Origin of the sequence: Sphingomonas sp. (assembly GCF_019749955.1) — a bacterium.
GTDB lineage: Bacteria > Pseudomonadota > Alphaproteobacteria > Sphingomonadales > Sphingomonadaceae > Sphingomonas.
Genome location: NZ_JAIEPC010000019.1, coordinates 24,484 through 45,930 on the forward strand (window position 1 = coordinate 24,484; position 21,447 = coordinate 45,930).

At 64.8% G+C, this 21,447-nt stretch carries 25 protein-coding genes; 7 read left to right on the plus strand and 18 right to left on the minus strand.

Annotated features, from left to right (window positions below; all coding sequences use genetic code 11):
• The first annotated feature begins 113 nt into the window (after window positions 1-113).
• Both K2W81_RS06385 and K2W81_RS06390 read left to right on the plus strand, forming a co-directional pair.
• Window positions 114-1,034, plus strand: coding sequence for an XdhC family protein (locus tag K2W81_RS06385; RefSeq protein WP_294102358.1), 921 nt, complete (start codon window positions 114-116; stop codon window positions 1,032-1,034).
• Window positions 1,031-1,606, plus strand: a complete 576-nt coding sequence (locus K2W81_RS06390) for an NTP transferase domain-containing protein (RefSeq protein WP_294102360.1) — start codon at window positions 1,031-1,033, stop codon at window positions 1,604-1,606. The genes K2W81_RS06385 and K2W81_RS06390 overlap by 4 nt, the downstream gene beginning before the upstream one ends.
• Before the next feature lie 129 nt (window positions 1,607-1,735).
• On the opposite strand, the gene K2W81_RS06395 is transcribed toward K2W81_RS06390, so the two are convergent.
• From K2W81_RS06395 to K2W81_RS06410, 4 genes are all read right to left on the minus strand, one after another.
• The gene (locus tag K2W81_RS06395) at window positions 1,736-2,944 is read right to left on the minus strand and encodes an ABC transporter permease (protein WP_294102362.1); all 1,209 of its coding nucleotides are present in this window, start codon (window positions 2,942-2,944) and stop codon (window positions 1,736-1,738) included.
• Window positions 2,944-3,648, minus strand: a complete 705-nt coding sequence (locus tag K2W81_RS06400; RefSeq protein ID WP_294102406.1) for an ABC transporter ATP-binding protein — start codon at window positions 3,646-3,648, stop codon at window positions 2,944-2,946. The genes K2W81_RS06395 and K2W81_RS06400 overlap by 1 nt, the downstream gene beginning before the upstream one ends.
• Before the next feature lie 70 nt (window positions 3,649-3,718).
• Window positions 3,719-5,071: an efflux RND transporter periplasmic adaptor subunit gene (locus tag K2W81_RS06405; RefSeq protein WP_294102364.1), complete on the minus strand. Its 1,353-nt coding sequence runs from the start codon at window positions 5,069-5,071 to the stop codon at window positions 3,719-3,721.
• Between the two features lie 11 nt (window positions 5,072-5,082).
• The gene (locus K2W81_RS06410) at window positions 5,083-6,558 is read right to left on the minus strand and encodes an efflux transporter outer membrane subunit (protein WP_294102366.1); all 1,476 of its coding nucleotides are present in this window, start codon (window positions 6,556-6,558) and stop codon (window positions 5,083-5,085) included.
• A 160-nt stretch (window positions 6,559-6,718) separates the two neighbouring features.
• On the opposite strand from K2W81_RS06410, the gene K2W81_RS06415 reads away from it, so the two are divergent.
• Window positions 6,719-7,399 carry a hypothetical protein gene (locus K2W81_RS06415; protein WP_294102368.1) on the plus strand — a complete coding sequence of 227 codons (681 nt, stop codon included), beginning with the start codon at window positions 6,719-6,721 and terminating at the stop codon, window positions 7,397-7,399.
• Window positions 7,396-7,890, plus strand: a complete 495-nt coding sequence (locus K2W81_RS06420; protein WP_294102370.1) for a hypothetical protein — start codon at window positions 7,396-7,398, stop codon at window positions 7,888-7,890. The genes K2W81_RS06415 and K2W81_RS06420 overlap by 4 nt, the downstream gene beginning before the upstream one ends.
• A gap of 32 nt (window positions 7,891-7,922) precedes the next feature.
• Here the strand turns inward: K2W81_RS06420 and K2W81_RS06425 are convergent, their stop codons facing one another.
• From K2W81_RS06425 to K2W81_RS06490, 14 genes are all read right to left on the minus strand, one after another.
• Entirely contained in the window at window positions 7,923-10,049 is a 2,127-nt protein-coding gene (locus K2W81_RS06425; RefSeq protein ID WP_294102372.1) for an acetyl/propionyl/methylcrotonyl-CoA carboxylase subunit alpha, read from the minus strand.
• Between the two features lie 321 nt (window positions 10,050-10,370).
• Window positions 10,371-10,631, minus strand: a complete 261-nt coding sequence (locus K2W81_RS06430; protein ID WP_294102374.1) for a DUF2442 domain-containing protein — start codon at window positions 10,629-10,631, stop codon at window positions 10,371-10,373.
• A 44-nt stretch (window positions 10,632-10,675) separates the two neighbouring features.
• Window positions 10,676-11,068 carry a type II toxin-antitoxin system VapC family toxin gene (locus K2W81_RS06435; RefSeq protein ID WP_294102376.1) on the minus strand — a complete coding sequence of 131 codons (393 nt, stop codon included), beginning with the start codon at window positions 11,066-11,068 and terminating at the stop codon, window positions 10,676-10,678.
• Entirely contained in the window at window positions 11,065-11,316 is a 252-nt protein-coding gene (locus K2W81_RS06440) for a type II toxin-antitoxin system VapB family antitoxin (protein ID WP_294102377.1), read from the minus strand. The genes K2W81_RS06435 and K2W81_RS06440 overlap by 4 nt, the downstream gene beginning before the upstream one ends.
• Before the next feature lie 59 nt (window positions 11,317-11,375).
• Complete coding sequence (bioB, locus tag K2W81_RS06445) at window positions 11,376-12,407, minus strand: biotin synthase BioB (RefSeq protein WP_294102379.1); 1,032 nt, start codon at window positions 12,405-12,407, stop codon at window positions 11,376-11,378.
• Window positions 12,404-14,566: a methylmalonyl-CoA mutase gene (gene scpA / locus K2W81_RS06450; protein ID WP_294102381.1), complete on the minus strand. Its 2,163-nt coding sequence runs from the start codon at window positions 14,564-14,566 to the stop codon at window positions 12,404-12,406. Before scpA ends, bioB begins: the two co-directional genes overlap by 4 nt.
• Before the next feature lie 100 nt (window positions 14,567-14,666).
• Window positions 14,667-15,449 carry an enoyl-CoA hydratase-related protein gene (locus K2W81_RS06455; protein ID WP_294102383.1) on the minus strand — a complete coding sequence of 261 codons (783 nt, stop codon included), beginning with the start codon at window positions 15,447-15,449 and terminating at the stop codon, window positions 14,667-14,669.
• A complete protein-coding gene (locus tag K2W81_RS06460; protein WP_294102385.1) occupies window positions 15,446-15,706 on the minus strand; it encodes a type II toxin-antitoxin system RelE/ParE family toxin in 261 nt (86 codons plus the stop codon). Before K2W81_RS06460 ends, K2W81_RS06455 begins: the two co-directional genes overlap by 4 nt.
• Window positions 15,707-15,723: 17 nt before the next feature.
• Window positions 15,724-15,987 carry a hypothetical protein gene (locus K2W81_RS06465; RefSeq protein ID WP_294102387.1) on the minus strand — a complete coding sequence of 88 codons (264 nt, stop codon included), beginning with the start codon at window positions 15,985-15,987 and terminating at the stop codon, window positions 15,724-15,726.
• A gap of 32 nt (window positions 15,988-16,019) precedes the next feature.
• Window positions 16,020-16,442 (minus strand): methylmalonyl-CoA epimerase, encoded by a 423-nt coding sequence (mce, locus tag K2W81_RS06470; protein WP_294102389.1) that lies wholly within the window; start codon window positions 16,440-16,442, stop codon window positions 16,020-16,022.
• Entirely contained in the window at window positions 16,439-16,651 is a 213-nt protein-coding gene (locus K2W81_RS06475) for a hypothetical protein (RefSeq protein WP_294102390.1), read from the minus strand. Before K2W81_RS06475 ends, mce begins: the two co-directional genes overlap by 4 nt.
• Complete coding sequence (locus K2W81_RS06480) at window positions 16,648-16,941, minus strand: hypothetical protein (RefSeq protein WP_294102392.1); 294 nt, start codon at window positions 16,939-16,941, stop codon at window positions 16,648-16,650. The genes K2W81_RS06475 and K2W81_RS06480 overlap by 4 nt, the downstream gene beginning before the upstream one ends.
• A gap of 93 nt (window positions 16,942-17,034) precedes the next feature.
• Window positions 17,035-17,457: a nuclear transport factor 2 family protein gene (locus K2W81_RS06485; protein WP_294102395.1), complete on the minus strand. Its 423-nt coding sequence runs from the start codon at window positions 17,455-17,457 to the stop codon at window positions 17,035-17,037.
• A 12-nt stretch (window positions 17,458-17,469) separates the two neighbouring features.
• Window positions 17,470-18,996: an acyl-CoA carboxylase subunit beta gene (locus K2W81_RS06490; RefSeq protein WP_294102397.1), complete on the minus strand. Its 1,527-nt coding sequence runs from the start codon at window positions 18,994-18,996 to the stop codon at window positions 17,470-17,472.
• A gap of 192 nt (window positions 18,997-19,188) precedes the next feature.
• Here K2W81_RS06490 and K2W81_RS06495 point away from each other — a divergent pair, with 192 nt between their 5' ends.
• From K2W81_RS06495 to K2W81_RS06505, 3 genes are all read left to right on the plus strand, one after another.
• Window positions 19,189-19,515, plus strand: a complete 327-nt coding sequence (locus K2W81_RS06495) for a helix-turn-helix domain-containing protein (protein WP_294102398.1) — start codon at window positions 19,189-19,191, stop codon at window positions 19,513-19,515.
• Window positions 19,512-20,756, plus strand: a complete 1,245-nt coding sequence (locus K2W81_RS06500; RefSeq protein ID WP_294102399.1) for a type II toxin-antitoxin system HipA family toxin — start codon at window positions 19,512-19,514, stop codon at window positions 20,754-20,756. Before K2W81_RS06495 ends, K2W81_RS06500 begins: the two co-directional genes overlap by 4 nt.
• Window positions 20,757-21,242: 486 nt before the next feature.
• Window positions 21,243-21,447: hypothetical protein (locus K2W81_RS06505; protein ID WP_294102400.1), on the plus strand; the 205-nt coding region annotated here is incomplete at its 3' end.

The following is a 21,447-nucleotide window of genomic DNA, read 5'->3' on the forward strand; positions in this document are numbered from 1 at the left end:
GTTCCGTTCGCCCTGAGCTTGTCGAAGGGCCGTCCTTCTTTTCCACCGGCCGACAGAAGGAGGACGGTGCTTCGACAAGCTCAGCACGAACGGGGATAGGGAAGTAGCTAAGCATGGCCGATAACGATTCCGTCCTCACCGCCGCCGCGCAGTGGCAAGGCGCGCGGCTTGCGCTGGCGACGGTTGTATCGACCTGGGGATCGGCGCCGCGCCCGCGTGGCAGCCACATGATCGTGCATGAGGATGGTCGCTTCGAAGGCTCGGTCTCGGGCGGCTGTGTCGAGAGCGACATCCTTGCGACCGCTGCCGACGTAATCGCGGGCGCGCCGGCCCAGCTCAAGCATTACGGCGTCGCCGATGCGGCCGCCTGGGAAGTCGGGCTGCCATGCGGCGGCGAGATCGACGTGCTCGTCCAGCCGGTGAGCGACGCGGGGTTCGCGCCCGCCTTGTTCGATGCCATTGCCGAGGCGCGGGCTTCGGGCGCGCGGCTCAGTGTCGCCACCGACACCGCGACCGGCCAGTCGAGCATCGGCGAGCGCGAAGGCGCGTTCGTCAACCGCTATGATCCGCCGCGCCGCTTGCTGATCGTCGGCGCGGTGCAAATCGCGCAGGCGCTGAGCGGCCTCGCGCGCGAGCTCGGTATTGCCGTTACCGTCATCGACCCGCGCGCGCGCTTCCTGACCGAGGAGCGTTTTCCCGGCGTCACGCTCGACGATCACTGGCCCGACGAGGCGATTACGGCGCTCAAGCCCGATCCCGCGACCGCAATCGTCACGCTCAGCCACGACATCAAGATCGACGATCCGGCGCTCACTGCGGCGCTCGCCAGCCCCGCCAGCTATGTCGGCGCGCTCGGATCGCGCCGCAGCCATGCGGCACGGCGCGAGCGGCTGGCGACAGCGGGACTGTCCCAAGCCGCGCTCGACCGGATCGATGCCCCCGTCGGCCTCGACATCGGCGCGGTTGGCCCCGCCGAAATCGCGCTGTCGATCGCCGCCGCGATGATCGCCGCCTTCAATGCCAAGGTGGCATGATCGCCCCTGATCGCACCCTGCTGGTGCTGCTGGCGGCCGGGCGATCGGTGCGCTTCGGGGATACCGACAAGCTCGCGGTCGATTTTCTCGGTCGTCCGCTTGCGCTGCATGTCGTGACGGCGCTGGAGGACGTGCCCTTTGCTGGGCGGGTTGCGGTCACCTCCGGCACGGCGCTCGATTTCGCGGCGCACGGCTATGACGTGATCGCCAATCCAGCCCCGGAAACCGGGCTGTCGGGGTCGGTCCGCCTGGGCGTGGCGGCGGCGCAAGCGACTGGAGTCGCCGCCGTGATCTTCGCGCTAGCCGACATGCCGCGCGTTACCGCCGCGCAGATATTTCGGCTGCTCGAGGCGGCGGACGGCCCCGACGATGTGGTCGCGTCGAGCGACGGCACGCGCCCCTCGCCACCCGCGCTGTTCGCCGCCGGACAATTCGCCGCACTTGCTGCCAGTGTAGGCGACGAAGGCGGTCGCGCGCTGATCCGGGGCGGCCGCCATATCATCACCAGCCCCGCCGAGCTGATCGACATCGACACGCCCGAGGATTTGGAAAGGCTGCGCGCGCTGGTTTGATCAAACGCTACCCCGTCCGTTCGTTTCGAGCGTAGTCGAGAAACGCTGCCGCGTCGCCCCTGGCCTGTTTCTCGACTTCGCTCGAAACGAACGGGTCGATAGAGGGAGGTATTACCCGGAAAAGCGGCTCTATTCGTGCCGCAGTGCGTCGATCGGGTTCAGGCTCGCCGCACGCCGCGCCGGGAAGAAGCCGAACACCACGCCGATGATCGCCGAAATCGCAAAGGCGACAATGTTGATCTGCAAGTCGAACAGCCACGTCACCTTGAGCAGCGGCACCAATCCCAGAATCACCAGCTGGGCGACGACGATACCGATCACCCCGCCGATGCACGACAGCGCAATCGCTTCGATCAGGAACTGCATCAGCACTTCGCGCGCAACCGCGCCGATCGCGAGGCGGATACCAATCTCGCGCGTGCGTTCGGTTACTGAGACCAGCATGATGTTCATGATGCCGATGCCGCCGACGATCAGGCTGATCGCCGCAACGGCGGAGACGATGCCGGTCAGTAGCGATGTCGTCTTGGTCAGCGTATCGGTGAATTGCTTGGTGTCGAAGATGAAGAAGTCGTCGTCCTTGCCCTTGGTGATGTTGCGGCGTTCGCGGAGCAGAGCGGTGATCGACGCCTGCACCTGCGCAGTCGAATAATCGGCATTCACGCCCACCAGCATTACGCGGATATCGCGATTGCCGGTGATGCGCCGCTGCACTGCCTTGATCGGCATGACCACCAGATCGTCCTGATCACTGCCGAAGCCCGCCTGCCCCTTGGCCGTGAGCACACCGATCACTTCGCAACTGATGCCCGAAATCCGCATCTGCGTGCCGATCGGGTCGGCCTCACGGTACAGGTTTGTCTTGACGGTACTGCCGAGGATGCACACCGATTTGCCTGCGGAGAGTTCCTGCGGGGAGAATTCGCGCCCCGCCGTCAGCGGCCAGGGATTGACGCGGAAGAAGTCGTTGGTGGTGCCGTTGACGGTCGTCGACCAGTTGGCGCCTTCATAGATCACGGTGACCGTGGTCTGGGCTTCTTCGGCGACCGCGTTGATGCCCGCGATCTGCTTGCGCACTGCATCGACATCCTCGATCTTGAAGTCCGCCGGACGCGGACCGCCGCCGCCACGGCCAAAGCCGGCACCGGGGCGCACTTGCAGAATGTTGGTGCCGAGCGACGAGATCGACGCCTGCACTGCCGCCGTCGTTGCCTTGCCGAGCGTGACCATCGTCACCACCGCCGCCACGCCGATGATGATGCCAAGCGTCGTCAGGAACGACCGCAGCTTGTGCCGTGCAATCGACCGGATCGCGAGGCTGATCGTCGTGAAGAACATCAGTGCGCTCTCGCGCCGGTCGACCCGGTTTTGCGCATGCCGGTTTCGATCCGTTCAACGAGGCCATCCTTGAAGTGGATGATCGTATTGGCGAACGCCGCCATATCGGCTTCGTGCGTCACCATCAGCACGGTGATGCCGATCGACTTGTTGAGATCGGTCAGCAACTCCATGATTTCGAGCGAGCGTTCGGAATCGAGGTTGCCGGTCGGCTCGTCGGCGAGCAGCACATCGGGATTGGTGACGAGCGCGCGCGCGATCGCCACGCGCTGCTGCTGCCCGCCCGACAGCTCCGCCGGGGTATGGTCCCACCACGGCGCCAAGCCGACCTTGTCGAGCGCGGCCATCGCCGTCTTGCGCCGTGCCTTGCTCGAATCGCCGCGATAGAGCAGCGGCAGTTCGACATTTTCGAGCGCGGTCGTGCGCGCGAGCAGATTGAAGCCCTGAAACACGAAGCCGAGATATTTGCGCCGCAGCAGCGCGCGTTCGTCACGCCCGAGCGCCTCGACATGGTGCCCCTTGAACACAAACGATCCGCGCGTCGGCACATCAAGGCAGCCGAGGATGTTCATCGTCGTCGACTTGCCCGACCCCGACGGCCCCATCACCGCGACGAAATCGCCCGGCAAAATGTCGAGATCGACGCCCTTCAGCGCCTGAAAGGCGGTCGGGCCGACGCCATAGGTTTTGATGACGCCGCGCATCGAGATCAGCGCCCGCGAATTGGCCGGCGTGTCATCGTGCAACAGCGCCACATCAGCGCGGGCTTCTTCGTTACCGGACACGCGTTGTCCCGACCGTCACCGCAGGCTTCGCAGCAGCAGCCGCCGCCGACAATTCGCCCGTCACGACTTTCTGCCCCGGCTTCAGATCGCCGCCGGTGATTTCCGTGAGCGTGCCATTGGTGTCACCGGTGCGGACCTCGACGGGCTTGATGTTGCCATCGGCGTCCAGGACATAAAGCGTCTGGGTCGCGCCACGCCCGGCATTGGCCGTGCGCGGCCCACCCCGGTTGAGGCGCGGCGGGCCGAACACGCTGGCAACGCCGCCTTGCGATCCGGCAGCGGGCGTCGTCGGGCGGAAGCGCAACGCGCCGTTCGGCACCAGCAGGACATTGGTCTTCTGCGTGGTCGTGATTTCAGCCGTTGCAGTCATGCCGGGCCGCAGCTGGATATCGGGGTTCGACACCGCCAGCGTCGCCGAATAGCTGACGACCTGGTTGGTCGTCGCTGTGCTGGTGGTGGTCGTCGATTGCGCCGACAGGTTCGAACCGAGATTGACGCGGGTGATATCCGCCGGGAAGGTCTCGCCCGGGAAGGCATCGACGGTAAAGCTTGCCTTTTGCCCTGCGCGCACTTCGCCGACATCGGCTTCGTCGATCGACACTTCGAGCTTCATCCGCGTCAGATCTTCGGCGATGACGAACAGGGTCGGCGTGTTGAACGACGCCGCGACGGTCTGCCCCGGCTCGACTTGCCGCGCGAGCACGACCCCGTTGACGGGCGACCGGATCACGGCGCGGACGAAGTTATATTCGTTCGACGACAGGGTCGCGCGGGCGGCGGCGACATTGGCTTGCGCCGCACGGACATTGGCGATCGCGCGGTCGCGATCAGCAATTGCCTGCTCCATTTCGGTCTTGGCCGGTACCCGCCCGCCTGACAAGCGACTGACTTCCTCAAGCCGCTTCAACTGCGCGCTCGACTGGGCGAGCGTTGCCTGCGCCTGCGCGACGGCGGCTTGCTGCGACGCGAGTTGCGCCTGGCTCTGGTTCACCGAATCACGGAAGCGCGACGGATCGATCAGCGCGATCGGCTGGCCCTTCACGACATGATCATTGACGTCGACCAGCACCTTCGACACCAGCCCCGACACTTCGGAGCCGACATCGACCCGGTTCGTCGGCGCGAGCTTACCCGTCGCCGAGACAGTGACCGTCAGCGTCCCCTTTTGGGCGACGTCGGTCGCGTAGCTTGCCTTGGGGGCAGGCTTGAAGAAGCTCGCGACGAGCAGGATCAGCAGCACCACGCCGATCGCGACCAGCACCCATTTGCCCCAGCGGCGCCACGCCGGGACCGGGCGAACGCCGAGAAAGTCGTTGAGATCGGATGCGGATGCGTCTGCCATTTAGGGTCCTGCTACTGGGTCGCGCGGGGAGTGGGCTGGCCGTCCCCCGCCTTCAAGGGTTCGGCGGTCGGCGGCGGGGCGCTGGCATTCCAGCCGCCGCCGAGCGCGAGATAGAGTTGCACCAGCGCCTGTGCCTGATCCGACCGCGCGGTGTTGAGCCCGCTCTGCGCCGACAGCAGCGACACTTCGGTATTGTTGAGCGTGGTGATGTCGGTCAGCCCGGCGCGATACTGGCTGCGCGCCAGAATCGCGGCATTGCTTGAAGCATCGGCCGCGATTTCGAACTCGCGCTGCCGGGCCTGCGCGGTCGCCAGCGCGGTCAGCGCATTTTCGACATCCTCAAGCGCGCCGAGCACGCTCGCTTTATAGGCGGCAAACGCTTCCTCGGCCTGCGCGCGCCGCGCACGGACGACCGATCGGCCGCGCCCGGCATCGAAGATCGTCTGCGCGAGCTGGCCGAACACGCGCCCCGTGATGATGTCGGTCAGCGCGTTGATCGACGTCGCGTTGCTGCTGATGCTGCCCGCCAACGTGAGCTGCGGCAAAAGATTGGCCTTGGCGACGCCGATTTGCGCGGTCGCCGCCGCCAGATTGCGCTCGGCGGCGCGGACATCGGGGCGCAGGCGGATGACATCGGCGGGCAGGCCCACCGGCACGGCGCCCGGCCCCTGCGGGATCGGCGCGGTCGCGGCGAGCTGCGCCTTCAGCGCGCCCGGCGCCTGGCCCGTGAGCACGCCGAGCCGGTTGGTCGCCTGTTCATATTGCTGTTCGAGGCTCGGCACATTGGCCGCCGTTTGTGCCCGCTGCGCCCGCGCCTGCTCGGCATCGAGCGACGAGACGAGTCCGGCCTGGACACGGAAACCCGCAATCTCCAGATTGTCCTGCTGGATCGCGAGACTGCCGCGCGCAATCGACACGCCCGCCTGCGCCGCCCGCGCGAGGATGTAGTTGCGCGCGACTTCGGAAGCGATCGTCGCCTGCACCTGCGCAAGATTATAACCGCTCGATTCGTAGCTGGCGCGCCCCGCTTCGACCCCGCGCCGCACACCGCCGAAGATGTCCGCAGTATAGGACACGTCGCCCGACAGCGCGTAATTCTCGTTGACGATACCGGCGTTGGTAATCTGGCCGAAGGTGCGTCCGCGAATATTGATATTGCGCGAGTAGCTGGCGTTGGCATTCACCGTCGGAAACAGTGAAGCGCGCGACTGGATCAGCGATTCGCGCGCCTGACGCAATCGCGACACCGCCTGCGCAATGTCGAGATTGTCCTTGAGCGCCAGATCGACGATCAAATCGAGCTGCGGATCGTTGAAATTGACCCACCAGCGCTGAAGATCAGGCACGGCACCATTGGGTGCCGGGGTGGTGTAGCCCGGCGGAACGGCCAACACCTTGGTCTCGGGAGGGCGGTAATTCGGCCCCACGGCGCACGATGCAAGCAGCAATGCAAAACCGGGAACTGTTAATCGGTGAGAACGCCACATAGCGCCTTCTAATGCCCTGTGGCGCGCGCAACGTCTACGGTGATTTGTTACTGAAGTGCGATGACCTCGCACGACAGGGGGCGATGCACTCTATTGCCATCTTCGCGCGTCCGCGCTTAGATATTGAAATAGAAGCAAGGGGCCGGGGTGGGCAAATAAGATGTTGATGACAGTCGGTTGGCGCCTGCGGCGTCCGCTGTTGTGCTGCGCCGAAGCAGCGCTGCTGGTCGGGGCCGTTGCCGCTGCCAGCCCTTCGACCGCGCAGGATGTGCCGGCAGCACCTGCTGCCGTGACGCCGCAACCTCCTGCTGATCCGCCCGCCCCGCCCGCTCCCGCGCCATGCTGCACGGTATCGGGCGGAACGCTGGTCACGATATCGATCGACAAGGCGCTCGATTCGAAGACCGCGCGGGTCGGGCAGGCATTTCCCATCCACCTTGCCGAGCCGCTGGTGCAGGGCGACGCGACCCTGATCCCCGCCGGGACACCGGGCGTGGGGGAAGTCATCCATGTCGCGCACTCGGGCCTGATGGGGCGCCCGGGCGAGTTGAGCGTGGTCGTGCGTCACCTTACCCTGGATGGTCGCGAGATCCCGCTACGCGGCTTTCAACTCGGTGGCGCGGGCAAAAACAACACTGATCTGGCGTTAGCCGTCAACGCAGCAGTCGGCATCGTCGGCGTCTTCATCAGCGGCGGCAACAAATATGTCCCGCTCGGAACGCTCGGCACCGCCAAAATCGCGGTCGACACGACGCTGTCGCCCGTCGGCCCGGCACCGGCACCGGCACCGGCACCGGCACCGGCACCAACAACGAATCCCAAGCAGGAGGATGGCAAGTGAAATCTAAAAGCATATTGACCTTGGCACTGCTCGTCGCAGCGCCCGCAACGGCACAAACGGCGCCGCCAGCACCGCCCGCGCCGATGGCGGATGGTAGCGACAAGATTGCGGGCCTGTTCGACAAGGCGCCCGCCGACAAGGGCCAGATCATTTTCTACCGCCCCGGCGGCGCCGGTGCCTTGATCGGCTGCCTCGTCCGCGAAGGTGACGGTGCCGACGAAAAGCATCTGTCGAAGCTCACCGGCAACCGCTATTTTATTCACCTCGCGACGCCGGGCGTTCACAAATATTGGGTGAAGAGCGAAGCGACCGACCGCTTGACGATGGAAGTCGAGCCCGGCGAAACCTATTTCGTGAAGTGCACAATCGCGATGGGCATCATCGTTGGACGCCCCAATTTGTCGCCGTCCGACCTCGCCGAGTTCCAGAAAAAGGGCAAGAAGGTCAAACCGATGGCCCCCGCTGACGCCGTCGAAGACAAGAAGAATTGACGGATCGGCGCCGCCCGCTCCGGCGGGCGGCGCTAATCGATTTCCAATATGATAGCGTCGACCGCCAGGCTATCGCCCGGCTTTGCACTGACCACCTTGACCAGCCCCGATTTTTCGGCGCGCAGGATGTTTTCCATCTTCATCGCCTCGACCACCGCCAGCGGCTGGCCGATCTCGACCTTGTCGCCCTCGCCGACATCGAGCCGCATCAGCAGGCCCGGCATCGGGCACAGCAGGAAGCGCGACAGATCGGGCGGGATTTTCTCAATCAGATGCGCGGCATAGGGCGCGGCATAGGCTGGTAGCACGCGCGCGCGGTGGCTGGCGCCGCGGGTCGTCAGCACATAGCCCGACGGCGCCTTGGCGAGGCGGACGATCAGCCGGTCGACGACGACTTCCTCGTCCTCGGCGTCATAAAGCGTTGCTTCGATCAGCCGGTCGCCGGGGGTGTAGGCAATCTCCAGATCGAGCAGCTCGCCGTCGACGCTGATCTCGTCCTCGGCGAGTTCGACGTCGTGATCGGTATCGCCGATCCGTACCACCCAGTCGGCGGGCGGCAACAGCCGCTGGCCGAGCTGGCCATCAACGCGGCGCGCGCGATCGGCCTCCGCCGTCGCGACAAAGGCAGCGACGGCTGCGAGCGCGCGGACCAGATTGGGCGAGGCGGGCGCGCCGTGGAAGCCGTCGGGATATTCCTCCGCGATAAACCCTGTCGTGATGTTACCCGAGCGAAAACGCGGGTGCTGCATGATCGCCGACAGGAAATCGATGTTATGCCCCGGCCCGCTGATCTCGAACGCATCGAGCGCGGCGATCTGCTGGTCAATCGCGCCAAGCCGCGTGGGCGCCCAGGTGATGAGCTTGGCGATCATCGGATCGTAGAAAATGCTGACCTCGCCGCCTTCGATCACGCCATCGTCGACGCGGGTGTAGGGTTGTGGAGAATCCACCACTTCCCCGTTAGTGTCGAGCGAAGTCGAGACACGGGAGCCAGGCGCATCGCCTGCGGCCCGCCCCTCGACTTCGCTCGGGACGAACGGTCGGTAGGGCGTACCGGTGGCCTCCGGCGGATCATAGCGCACCAGCCGCCCGATGCTCGGCAGGAAGCCGCGATAGGGGTCTTCGGCGTACACCCGGTTCTCGATCGCCCAGCCATTGATGCCGATGTCGGCCTGGCCGAACGGCAGCGGCTCGCCCGCAGCCACGCGGATCATTTGTTCGACCAGATCGATGCCGGTGATCGCCTCGGTCACCGGATGCTCGACCTGGAGCCGGGTGTTCATTTCGAGGAAGTAGAACCCCTCGCCGGTCGTATCCGCGCCCGAAACGATCAGCTCGACCGTGCCCGCTGAGTAATAGCCCACGGCGCGGGCCAGCGCGACCGCCTGCTCGCCCATTGCTTGGCGCATCTTGGGCGTGACGAAGGGCGACGGTGCTTCCTCGACGACCTTTTGGTGGCGGCGCTGGATGCTGCATTCGCGCTCGTTGAGGTAGAGGATGTTGCCGTGCTGGTCGCCGAGCAGCTGGATTTCGATGTGGCGCGGGCTTTCGATGAATTTTTCGATGAACACGCGGTCATCGCCAAACGACGCCAGCCCCTCGCGCTTGGTCGCTTCAAAGCCCTCGCGCACGTCCTGCTCCGAGTACGCCAGCCGCATCCCCTTGCCGCCGCCGCCTGCCGAAGCCTTCATCATGACCGGAAAGCCGATGTCCTTGGCGATCTTCACCGCTTCATCGGTATCGGCGATCTCCCCGAGGAAACCGGGGACGACATTGACCCCCGCCGCCTTGGCGAGCTTCTTCGATTCGATCTTGTCGCCCATCGCCGCAATCGCGCCCGGCGGCGGGCCGACGAACGCGATGCCCGCCTCGGCGCAGGCGCGTGCAAAACTCTCGCGCTCGGACAGGAAGCCATAGCCGGGGTGGATGCAATCCGCGCCCGTCGCCTTGGCGGCAGCGAGGATCAGATCGGCCTTGAGATAGGATTCCGCTGCCGGTGCCGGGCCGAGTCGAACCGCCTCGTCCGCCATCAGTACGTGGGGAGAGCGCGCATCGGCATCGGAGTAGACCGCGACGGTGGCGAGCCCCATCCCCTTGGCCGTGCGGAACACGCGACAGGCGATTTCACCACGATTGGCGACGAGGATTTTCTTGAGCATTACAATCTCTTTCGGTGACGGAATATAATCAGGCCGACACCATAGACGACCGCGCCGACCGCAGTGACATTTATCGTCGGCCAAACGTAGGTCGGCGTGCCCGACGGACCGGCAAAATTACTTCCTAGAAATGTTGCGACTGCCACAGCAGCGACCGACAGCCAAAAGCCCGCTGACACCAGTATGAACTTCACTCATCCGCTCCCTGCGATGCGTCACCCCGGCCTTGTGCCGGGGCCCACCGCGCAACAAGCGACGGGGTTGCGAGTGGAGACGTAGGCCCCGGCACAAGGCCGGGGTGACGGAAGGGGTATTGGTTGGTCACGCCGCCTTTACCGCCGGTGCGCCGCGTAGCAGCCCCTCGGTGCTCAAATCCTCGTCGACCGCAGGCCAACGGATGCCATAACCAGCACCCGCCTTCGCCCAGCCCGCCCGCTGGACCGGCGTGGCGTGCAGCAAGCGCGGATACCAGACGAGCGGCACCGAAATCGTTCGCCCGTCCATAAGATCGACGATCAGGCTCGCGTCGTCGAAGCGCACGTCGAGCACGCGCTCGTCGGCAGCTTTAGCTGAAATACTCATGCGACGCCTCCCGTCGACGCTGGTATCGCCTCCATACTCATCCGTCACCCCGCCCTCGCGACGCCCGCATGCACAAAATCCTCGCCCTTGAACAGCAACGGCTCGCCGCGCTCCATCGCCAGCGCATAGGCGAAGCAGTCGCCATAATTCAGCTGCGCCTTGTGCCCGCTCCCCTTGCCGAAATCGCGATAGGCTTGCCGGGCAATCCGCGCTTGGGCCTCAGTGACGGGGGCAATGTCGACGCCAAGTCGCTGGAGAATCATATCGAGCTCAGCGGTGAGCACCGGATCGCGGTCACTGTCGATGACAATGCCCGTTTCCAGATAATTGCCCGCCGAAATCGATGCGCCGCCCCGATCAAGGATCATCTGAGCAAAAGCCTCGCCTTCAGGCTCGACCCAAAGCATGGCAACGACCGCCGAGCTATCGACGATCATTTGGGCAATCCACGCTCGTCATAGAGATACTCGTCCATATCGAGCGCCAGCAGTTCTGGGCTCATGCGCGAACGAGCATCCCGGCAGATGGCCATGGCCTGCTCGAACCGTTCGTCCTTCGTCAACGCGCGCTGCCGCGCCCGCAGCGCCTCCAACACCACCTGCGTCAGCGTTTCGCCCGTGCGGCCCGCGATTTCGGTCGCCAATGCATAGGCTTCATCGCTCTTGATATTCATCTGCGCGCCCATCGGACTACCTTTCTACCAAGGGCCGCTATCATAGCAGAAAGGGCCAACGCGACCAACATTCACGCCACCACCCGCATCGGCTCCTCGCCCACCATCGGCCGCAGCCCGAGCCGCTCGAACATTGCCCCATCCGCGCTATCGCCGCGATTGCCGGTGGTTAGCAGCTTGTCGCCGGTGAAGATCGAATTCGCCCCCGCCATGAAGCACAAGGCCTGCGTCGCCTCCGACATGCTCTCGCGCCCCGCGCTCAGCCGCACCATGCTCAGCGGCATCGTGATCCGCGCGACCGCGACGGTGCGCACGAATTCGATATCGTCGATCTTCGCCATCGGCGTGTCGGCGAGCATGTTGCCGAGCACCGTCCCCTTCACTGGCACCAGCGCGTTGACCGGCACGCTTTCGGGATGGCGCGGCAAGGTCGCGAGCGCATGGACGAAGCCGACGCGGTCGGCGCGCGTCTCGCCCATGCCGACGATCCCGCCGCAGCACACGTTGATCCCCGCCGCACGGACATGCGCGAGCGTGTCGAGCCGATCCTCGAAGGTCCGCGTCGAGATGATGTTGCCGTAATTCTCCGGCGACGTGTCGATATTGTGGTTGTAGTAATCGAGCCCCGCCTCGGCGAGCCGCTCGGCCTGATGCGGCTCGAGCATGCCGAGCGTCATGCAGGTCTCCAGCCCCATTGCCTTCACGCCCTCGACCATCTGCACAACCGCATCGAGATCGCGATCCTTGGGGTTGCGCCATGCCGCGCCCATGCAAAAACGCTGCGATCCGCTCGCCTTGGCCTCGGCCGCGGCGGCGAGCACGGCGTCGACATCCATCAGCTTTTCGGCCTTCAGCCCGGTGTCGGCGGAGGCGCTTTGCGAGCAATAGCCGCAATCCTCCGGGCAACCACCGGTCTTGATCGACAGCAAGGTGCACAGCTGCACTTCGCCCGCCGCATGGTGTGCGCGGTGGACCGTCTGCGCGCGGAACATCAGCTCGTCGAAAGGCAGGTCGAACAGCGCGGCGATTTCAGCGCGGGTCCAGTTTGCTCTCACTAACCCCTCTCCTTCAGGGGAGGGGCTTATCGTTGTCGACTCGTTCATTCCGCAGCCTCCTGTACGTCCGCCCCTTCCGGCGGCATATTATGCCCGAGCAGCCGCAGCACTTCCGCCGCTGCCTCCGTGAGATTGGTGCCCGGCCCGAAGATCGCCTGCACGCCGACCTCGCGCAAGAAATCATAGTCCTGCGCCGGGATGACCCCGCCCGCGATCACCTTGATATCGGCGCGACCGGCGTCCTTCAGATGGTCGATCAGCTCGGGGATTAGCGTTTTGTGCCCGGCCGCGAGGCTCGACGCGCCGACGACATCGACATCGCTCACAACCGCCAGCGCAGCCGCTTCTTGCGGCGTCTGGAACAAAGGCCCCGGCACGATCTCGAAGCCCAGATCGCCGAACATGCTGCTCACCAGATTGGCGCCGCGATCATGCCCGTCCTGCCCCATTTTGGCGACGAGCATGCGGGGGCGGCGGCCCAGCCGCCGCTCGGTCGCGCTCACCCCGTCGCGGAGCTGGTCCCAGCGGGTATCGTCGGCATAGGCGCCGCCATAGATGCCGCTGACCGGCGTCGGCACGGTCGCGTGGCGGCCGAACACATCCTCCATCGCGGCGGAAATTTCGCCGAGCGTGGCGCGCGCGCGGGCAGCATCGACGGCGAGCGCGAGGAGATTGTCGGCGCCCCGCGCGCCGTCCCGAAGCGCATCGAGCGCCGCCCGGCACGCGGCCTCGTCGCGCGCCGCCTTCACCCGCGCGATCCGCGCGATCTGGCCTTCGCGCACCGCGACATTGTCGATGTCGAGGATCTCGATCGGGTCCTGTTCGGCGAGGCGGTATTTGTTGACGCCGACGATCACATCCTCGCCACGATCGACGCGCGCCTGGCGTGCCGTGGCGGCTTCCTCGATCATCGCCTTGGGCCAGCCCGCCGCGACCGCTTTCGCCATGCCGCCTTCGGCCTCGACCCGCTCGATGATTTCCCAGGCGCGGTCGACCAGCTCGCTCGTCAGCGCCTCGACATAGTAAGAGCCGCCCAAGGGATCGACGACCTTGGTGACGCCGGTTTCTTCCTGCAGCACGATCTGCGTGTTGCGCGCGATGCGGGCGGAGAAATCGGTCGGCAGCGCGATCGCCTCATCAAGCGCATTGGTGTGGAGCGACTGCGTGCCGCCGAGTGCGGCCGCCAGTGCCTCGACCGTCGTGCGGATGACGTTGTTATAGGGGTCCTGCTCCTGCAAGCTGACGCCGCTCGTCTGGCAATGCGTGCGCAGCATCTTGCTGCGTTCGTCCTTCGCGCCCAGCCCGGTCATCACGCGGTGCCAGAGTGTACGGGCCGCGCGCAGCTTCGCCACTTCCATGAAGAAATTCATGCCGATCGCAAAAAAGAAGCTCAGCCGACCGGCGAAGGCATCGATGTCCATCCCCGCCGCCATGGCTGCCTTGGCATACTCACGCCCATCGGCAATCGTGAAGGCAAGCTCCTGCACCTGCGTCGCCCCGGCTTCCTGCATGTGATAGCCGCTGATCGAAATGCTGTTGAATTTCGGCATGTTGGCCGAAGTATAGGCAATGATGTCCGCGATGATCCGCATGCTCGGTGCGGGCGGGTAGATATAGGTATTGCGGACCATGAACTCCTTCAGGATATCGTTCTGGATCGTGCCGTCGAGCTTGGCCAAGGCTACGCCCTGTTCCTCGCCCGCAACGATGAAGAAGGCGAGAATCGGAATCACCGCGCCGTTCATCGTCATCGACACCGACATCTGATCGAGCGGAATCCCGTCGAACAGGATCTTCATGTCCTCGACACTGTCGATCGCGACCCCCGCCTTGCCGACATCGCCGGTGACGCGGGGGTGGTCGCTGTCATAGCCGCGGTGGGTCGCAAGATCGAAGGCGACGCTCAGCCCCTTTTGCCCGGCGGCGAGATTGCGGCGGTAAAAAGCGTTGGAGGCTTCAGCGGTCGAGAACCCGGCATATTGCCGGATCGTCCACGCGCGTCCGGCGTACATCGATGCGCGCACCCCGCGGGTGAAGGGCGCGAACCCGGGCAGGCCCGGATCATCGCGCACGTCCGCCGCCGTGTAGAGCGGCTTGACGGCAATCCCCTCGGGCGTGTGCCAGCTGAGATCGGCGCCCTTCACTTCCTTGGCGGCAAGGGCGTCCCAGTCGGCGAGGGTGGGGCCGGCGGATGGTTTGTCGGTCATGCCCACTTCCTAGCCGTTCGTGTCGAGCGAAGTCGAGACACCGCGCATCGCTTGACGCCCGCCCCTCGACTTCGCTCGGGACGAACGGTGGTTGGGAGGCTCAGGCCCCCTTGAACTGGGCCTTGCGCTTCTGCAGGAAGCTGATCGCGCCTTCGCGGGCGTCCTCGGTCTGCCCGGCGATCGACTGGCGCTCGGCCTCGCCCGCCATCGCCGCCGCATATTCGCTCTCAAGCGCGGCGGCCAGGCCTTGCCGCATCAACCCGAGCGCGACCGTCGGCCCCGCCGCGAGCCGCGTTGCCAGCGCCATCGCTTCCTCCATCAGCACCACATCGGGCACGCATTTATGGATCAGCCCCCATTCGGCTGCGCGGGGGCCATAAATGCGCTCGCCGAGCAGCATCATTTCGGTCGCGCGCGCCTTGCCGACCAGCCGCGCGAGCATCCAAGACGCGCCGCCATCAGGCACCAGCCCGATATTGACGAAGGCTTGCAGGAAATAGCCGCTCTCGCCCGCGATGCAGAAATCGGCGGCGAGCGCGAGGCTGCACCCGATGCCCGCTGCCGGACCATTCACCGCGCTGACGATCGGCACCCGCGCGTGCGCGATTTTGAGCATCGTCGGGTTGTAGCTGTTAGTCAGCGAATTTTTCGCGCGTTCGGCCGGCGACACCTGCGCCTGATCGCGACCGGCGAGGTCCGCCCCCGAACAAAAGGCGCGCCCCTCACCGGTGATCAAGACCGCGCGCGCACCGTCGAGATTTTCGATCGCGTGGCCGATTTCCTCGAACATCTGTGGCGGCGCGGCGTTGAGCCGCTCGGGCCGATTGAGCGTGACGACGAGCACATCGCCCTGGCGCTCGGTGCGGATCATTTCGTAGGTCATGCCCTCTCCCCTTGTTCGCGCGTACTCCAGATTCTCAAAATCCGAATTTGGTCGTCGGCGATACGATAGACCATTCGATATTGGAAATCGGGCACTGACAATTCGCGTTCATGTTCCCCCCGAACCGGCCTGCCGATGCGCGGGTGGTCGACAAGTGACTCGGCACGCTCGCGCAACTTGGCTTCCGCCCGGTCGGCATAGGCGACGCTGCGCGCGGCAAGAAAACACCAGATGCGATGAACGTCACGTTCGGCCATCGCCGACCAGAACAACCTCACGACGTGTGATTGGCAAGCCAGGCACGCCGACTTTCCGCGCGGCGTTCGAGGAATTGTTCATGGGTCCAAAAGCGCCCTGCCGCAAAATCGGCAAGCCCTTCGTCGATGGCCGCATGATAGTCCTGGAGTGTGGCCAGATGCTCGCGGATTGCTTCGGCGGCGATGTCGGCGACACTGCGCTGCTCAATGTCCGCGAGTGCCTCAATGCGGGCCAGCGTCGCGTCATCCACGTCAAAACTGATGCGACGACTCTCATCCATCGCGCACCGCTAACCCAAAACAGGCGCTCAGGCTAGTCATGCGGTGCTTTCGGCGTCTCCATGATCTCGGTCAGCACGCCGCCCATATCCTTGGGGTGGACGAAGAAAATCGGGGTGCCGTGCGCGCCGATGCGCGGCTTGCCGAGCACCTTGGCGCCCTTCGCCTCGAACCACGCCTTGGCTTCGTGGATGTCGGGAACTTCGTAGCAGACATGATGCTGCCCCCCCGCCGGGTTCTTGGCGAGGAAACCGTGGATCGGCGATGCGTCGCCGAGCGGTTCGATCAGCTCGATCTGGGTGTTGGGGGTGTCGACGAAACACACCTTCACCCCTTGCGCGGGCAAATCGAACGGCGCGTGGATCTTCGTCGCGCCCAGCACGTCACGGTACAGCGCGATCGACGCTTCGATCGACGGCGTTGCAACGCCGATATGGTTGAGGCGGCCGAGTTTCATTCGGTGATCCTTGGCGTGCGGGGGCCGCCGCGCGTCATTTCGATCATCGTCTCGATGCGGATCAGGCGTCGCTCATGATCAAACAAATCGCGACCCTGCTCCTTCATTTCATCGACCAGCTTGCCGACGGATTTTTCCAGTGCCTCGACGCGGGAGCGAAGCAGGATGACGCTCTCGATTGCCTTATAGGCATCCCCGAACGCGCTCACTGCGTGCGCAACCCGGCACGCTCGGCCCGGAGTTGCCGCAATTCGTCGTGCGCGCTGTCGATCAACGCGATCATACGGTCGAAACTCTCCGCGATGGCGGGCACCGCTTCGTTGAGTTCGGCGACCAGGATCGCCAGCTTCTCATCATCGCCCAGCGGCGCTTCGGCCATATACTGGCTCGACGCCTCGCGCAGCACATGCCCGACCGACATCCCGGTCCCCTTGGCAAAGGCATCGAGCGCGGCCTTCTGGTCGGCGCTGGTGAGAAAGGTGACCCGTTCGGTCTGCATGGCAGGCTCCTTGGCATTATAAGGTCATTGTAATACCGGGCTTGGCGGCGTGCAACGTCGTTCAACGTGATGTTGGCTCGGCGACCCTAAAGTTCAGGTGCAGCGCCCCGAAAGGCATGAAGAGTGCGACGCGACGCGCTGCCACCGCCCGTCGCTGAGCGCATAGGTATCGGTATATTGCTCGCGCGCCTCCTCGACCGGCTTTCCCTTGGCCTGCCAGCGATAAAGCGCCTTGCCGTTGATGATTGCGACCGAGCCAATGACCCGGACCTGCTGCTCGCTATTCTCGACGGCCAAGGGACGCCACCAGGTGCGCATATCGGCCACAAAGCGGTCGCGGGTCACGATCTTCCCGTCGGGCAGGGTGAAGGTGTAGCCGGGGGCAAGCGATGCCTCAATCGTGGCTATGTCGTTCTTGACCTGCGCCTGCGCAATCGCGCGTTCGACGGCAAGCACATCGGCGCCGGGACTGGCAGCCGCCATCGCCGCCAGAAAAAATGCGGGGACAAGGCTCATCCAATCATCTCCTCACAAGGGAATATTATCATGCTTCTTCCACGGGTTCTCCAGCACTTTCCCGCGCAGCTTGCGTAACCCCAAAGCCACCCGCCGCCGCGTCGAGTGCGGCTGGATTACTTCGTCGATGAAGCCTTTCGACGCCGCCACGAACGGGTTGGCGAACCGCGCTTCATATTCCGCGGTCCGCTCGGCAATCTCCTCGGGCGTCTTGCCGCGGAAGATGATCTCGACCGCGCCCTTCGCGCCCATCACCGCGATTTCCGCCGTCGGCCAGGCATAGTTCAAATCGCCGCGCAGATGCTTCGACGCCATCACGTCATAGGCCCCGCCATAAGCCTTGCGCGTGATCACCGTGATCTTGGGCACGGTCGCTTCGGCATAAGCGAACAGCAGTTTGGCGCCGTGCTTGATGATGCCGTTCAGCTCCTGCGCGGTGCCGGGCAGGAAGCCGGGGACGTCGACCAACGTCACGATCGGAATTTCGAACGCATCGCAGAAGCGCACGAACCGCGCGCCCTTCTTTGCCGAGTTGATGTCGAGCACGCCCGCCAGCACCATCGGCTGGTTGGCGACCACGCCGATCGTCCGCCCCTCGATCCGCCCGAAGCCGACGATGATGTTGCACGCATGCGCGGGCTGCACTTCGAAGAAATCGCCTTCGTCGACCATCTTCCGGATCAATTCGTGCATGTCGTACGGCTGGTTGGCGCTCGCCGGGATCAACGTGTCGAGGCTGTCCTCGATCCGGTCCCACGGGTCAGCGGTCGGCCGCTCGGGCACGCCTTCGCGGTTCGACGCGGGCAGATAATCGATGAAATCGCGCGCGGCGAGCAGCGCGTCGATGTCATTGTCGAACGCGACATCGGCGACACCAGACTTGGTGGTGTGCGTGATCGCGCCGCCGAGTTCTTCCTGCGTCACGACTTCGTTGGTCACTGTCTTCACCACATCGGGGCCCGTGACGAACATGTAGCTCGAATCCTTCACCATGAAGATGAAGTCGGTCATCGCGGGAGAGTAAACCGCCCCGCCCGCGCACGGCCCCATGATCAGGCTGAGTTGCGGCACCACCCCGCTCGCCAACACATTGCGCTGGAACACCTCGGCATAGCCGCCGAGCGACGCCACGCCTTCCTGAATCCGCGCGCCGCCTGAGTCGTTCAACCCGATCACTGGCGCGCCGACCTTCATCGCCATGTCCATGATCTTGCAGATTTTCTGCGCATGCCGCTCGGACAGCGAGCCGCCGAACACGGTGAAGTCCTGCGAAAATACGAACACCAGCCGTCCGTTGATCGTGCCGCTGCCCGTCACCACGCCGTCACCGGGGATGATCTGGTCGGCCATGCCGAAATCGACGCAGTTATGCTCGACATACATGTCGAGTTCCTCGAACGATCCGGCATCGAGCAGCACATCGAGCCGCTCGCGCGCGGTCAGCTTGCCCTTGGCGTGCTGCGCGTCGATCCGCTTCTGCCCGCCACCCAATCGCGCGCCTGCGCGTTTCGCTTCGAGCCGGTCGACGATCGTTTCCATGATTTTTCCTGCGCAGCCTAGCCTGCCCTTCCTTTTCCGCGCTTTCGCAGCGGATGCAAGCGCCGGGGCCGCGCCCCGCCCCTTGGTCAGCGCCGGGTTTGGCGACAGCGAACGATGCCATCATTCATCATATAGCGTCCTTAATTGGGCAATATAATTGACAAAAGCGCGTTTATTGGCCACATAAGGCCAATGATAGAAACGCCGCGCGAATTGGCCTTTGCGCTGGGCCAGCGTATCAAGGCCCGGCGACTCGCGATGGGCTTCACCCAGGCTGACGCCGCCGCCCGGGCCGGCGTCGCCTATCGTACCTGGCGTCGACTGGAGAGCGAAGGCAAGGCGTCGATCGAAGACCTGGTCCGTGCGGCGATCGCCCTGCGGTGCGAGCGCGACCTCGCCGCGCTGTTTCCTGAGCCTGCCGCCACGTCGATGGATGCCCTGCTGCAACAGCAGCGGGCGGCGCAGGTCGCAGCGCCGAAGCGGCGCTTGCGCGCACCACCATCGAAGGCATCGTCGTGAAGCTCGCGCCCGGCACCCCCCTCGAGATCAGTCTGCTGTTGGACGAAGGCGCGCCTTCGTCGCCCATTGGTCGGCTCGCGGTGGCAGGCGGCTTGGCGCAGCTGGAATGGTCAGCCGAGGTGATCGCGACCCAATTGCGGATCGATCCCTTGCTCTACCCACCGGAAGCGGGCCTGCAAGCGGCGCGCGGCCGCGACTTTGACGGGCTGCACGGCTTCCTCGCCGGCAGCCTGCCGGACGCCTGGGGGCGGTTGCTGATGAAGCGGCGGCTGGCGAAGCTGGGCGTCCGGCTGGAAACACTCTCCGCCGTCGATCGGCTCGCGCTCGTTGGCAATGGCGGGCGGGGCGCGCTGGTCTATCAGCCCGCGACGACACCGGCGGACGACCCGGGCGCGATCGATCTCGACGCGCTGGCCAAGCAATCGCAACTTCTGCTGCTGGGCGAGGACACCGACCTCATTGACACGCTGGCCCGGCTGGGCGGCGCATCCGGCGGCGCGCGGCCCAAGGTGAGCATCGGCATCGCCACCGACGGCACGCTTTGCCAGAACGCCGCTGCCGATGGCCATGACGAGTGGATCGTCAAGTTCCGCGCCACGGTCGATCCGGTCGACATTGGCCCCGTCGAAGAAGCCTATGCTCGAATGGCCCGCGCCGCCGGGATCGACATGGCGCCGTCGCGGCTGTTGTCGGCCAGAGACGGTTTCGGCTATTTCGCGACCCGCCGGTTCGATCGCCCGTCACCCGGCCGCCGCCTGCACATGGTGTCGCTGGCAGGCGCGCTGGAGGCGCTGCCCGACGTGCCGAGCATCGATTATGATGGACTGTTGCGCGCAACAAGAGCGATCACCCGCCACGCCGGCGACGTCGAGCAGGCCTTTCGCCGGATGGTGTTCAACATTCTCGCGCACAATCGCGATGATCATACGCGCCAGCACAGCTACCTGGTGGATGCCGACGGCGAATGGCGGCTCGCGCCTGCTTACGACCTGACCTTCTCGAACGGCCCTCGCGGTGAACATTACCTCGCCGTCGAAGGCGAAGGCCGCACGCCGACCCGGGCGCAGGTCGTAACGCTGGGACGACGGCACGGCCTGTCAGATCGGACGATCGCCGGGATCATCGACAGAGTGCGTGATGCGCTGGCCGACTGGCCGGTGATCGCCAAGCACCTCGGCGTGACGGCGTCGCGTGGCGAGATCGACGAACGGTTGGCGCACACGGCCGCGACGTTCGGCTGAGCGGACGTCGCGAGCACGGCGCCGCGCCTTTGAAATTGCGCTCGGCGGACACGAAAAAGCCCGCCGGATCGGGCGATCCGGCGGGCTTTTAATGGTGGGCGTGGCAAGGATTGAACTTGCGACCCCTGCGATGTCAACACAGTGGCAGCGCCCGATTTACTTGAATTCTCTCATCTTTTCAGTTCTCCACGGCCGGATGGAATAGAGAACATAGAGGGAATACCTCCCGAATTCACCCGAGTTTCACCCGAGGATTCTAGGGGGCGGATTCCCACTGAGAGACAGAAACCGCCGGTCAGCAGTTGCGCATTTTAGATCGGTGTTCGAGCCAGTGTCAGCAATTGACTGACCCTTGCAGACTTAGACTGCAAAAAATCAAACCTGCTCTTCATCTCACGCCATGCGGCGACCTCATCGCCTGTCGTGCAAGGCAAGGTGCTGACACTGCCGCGCCTCGCCATTGAACGCGATGGGTAGATCGAGATCGTGTTTCCCGAGACGCTGGTTGATGTCGGCGGCTGGGGCCTTCGCTGGGTCGACACGACGCTCCCGGGTTTCGCGCTGACTGAGCGCCCCGACACCTTCGAGATGGACGTCGATGGAGACCAGGTCGTCTATGGTTACGCTGACGCATTCGATCGCTATAATCGCGTCAATCTCCCATCACCTTGGAAGAAGGACGAGCAGATCA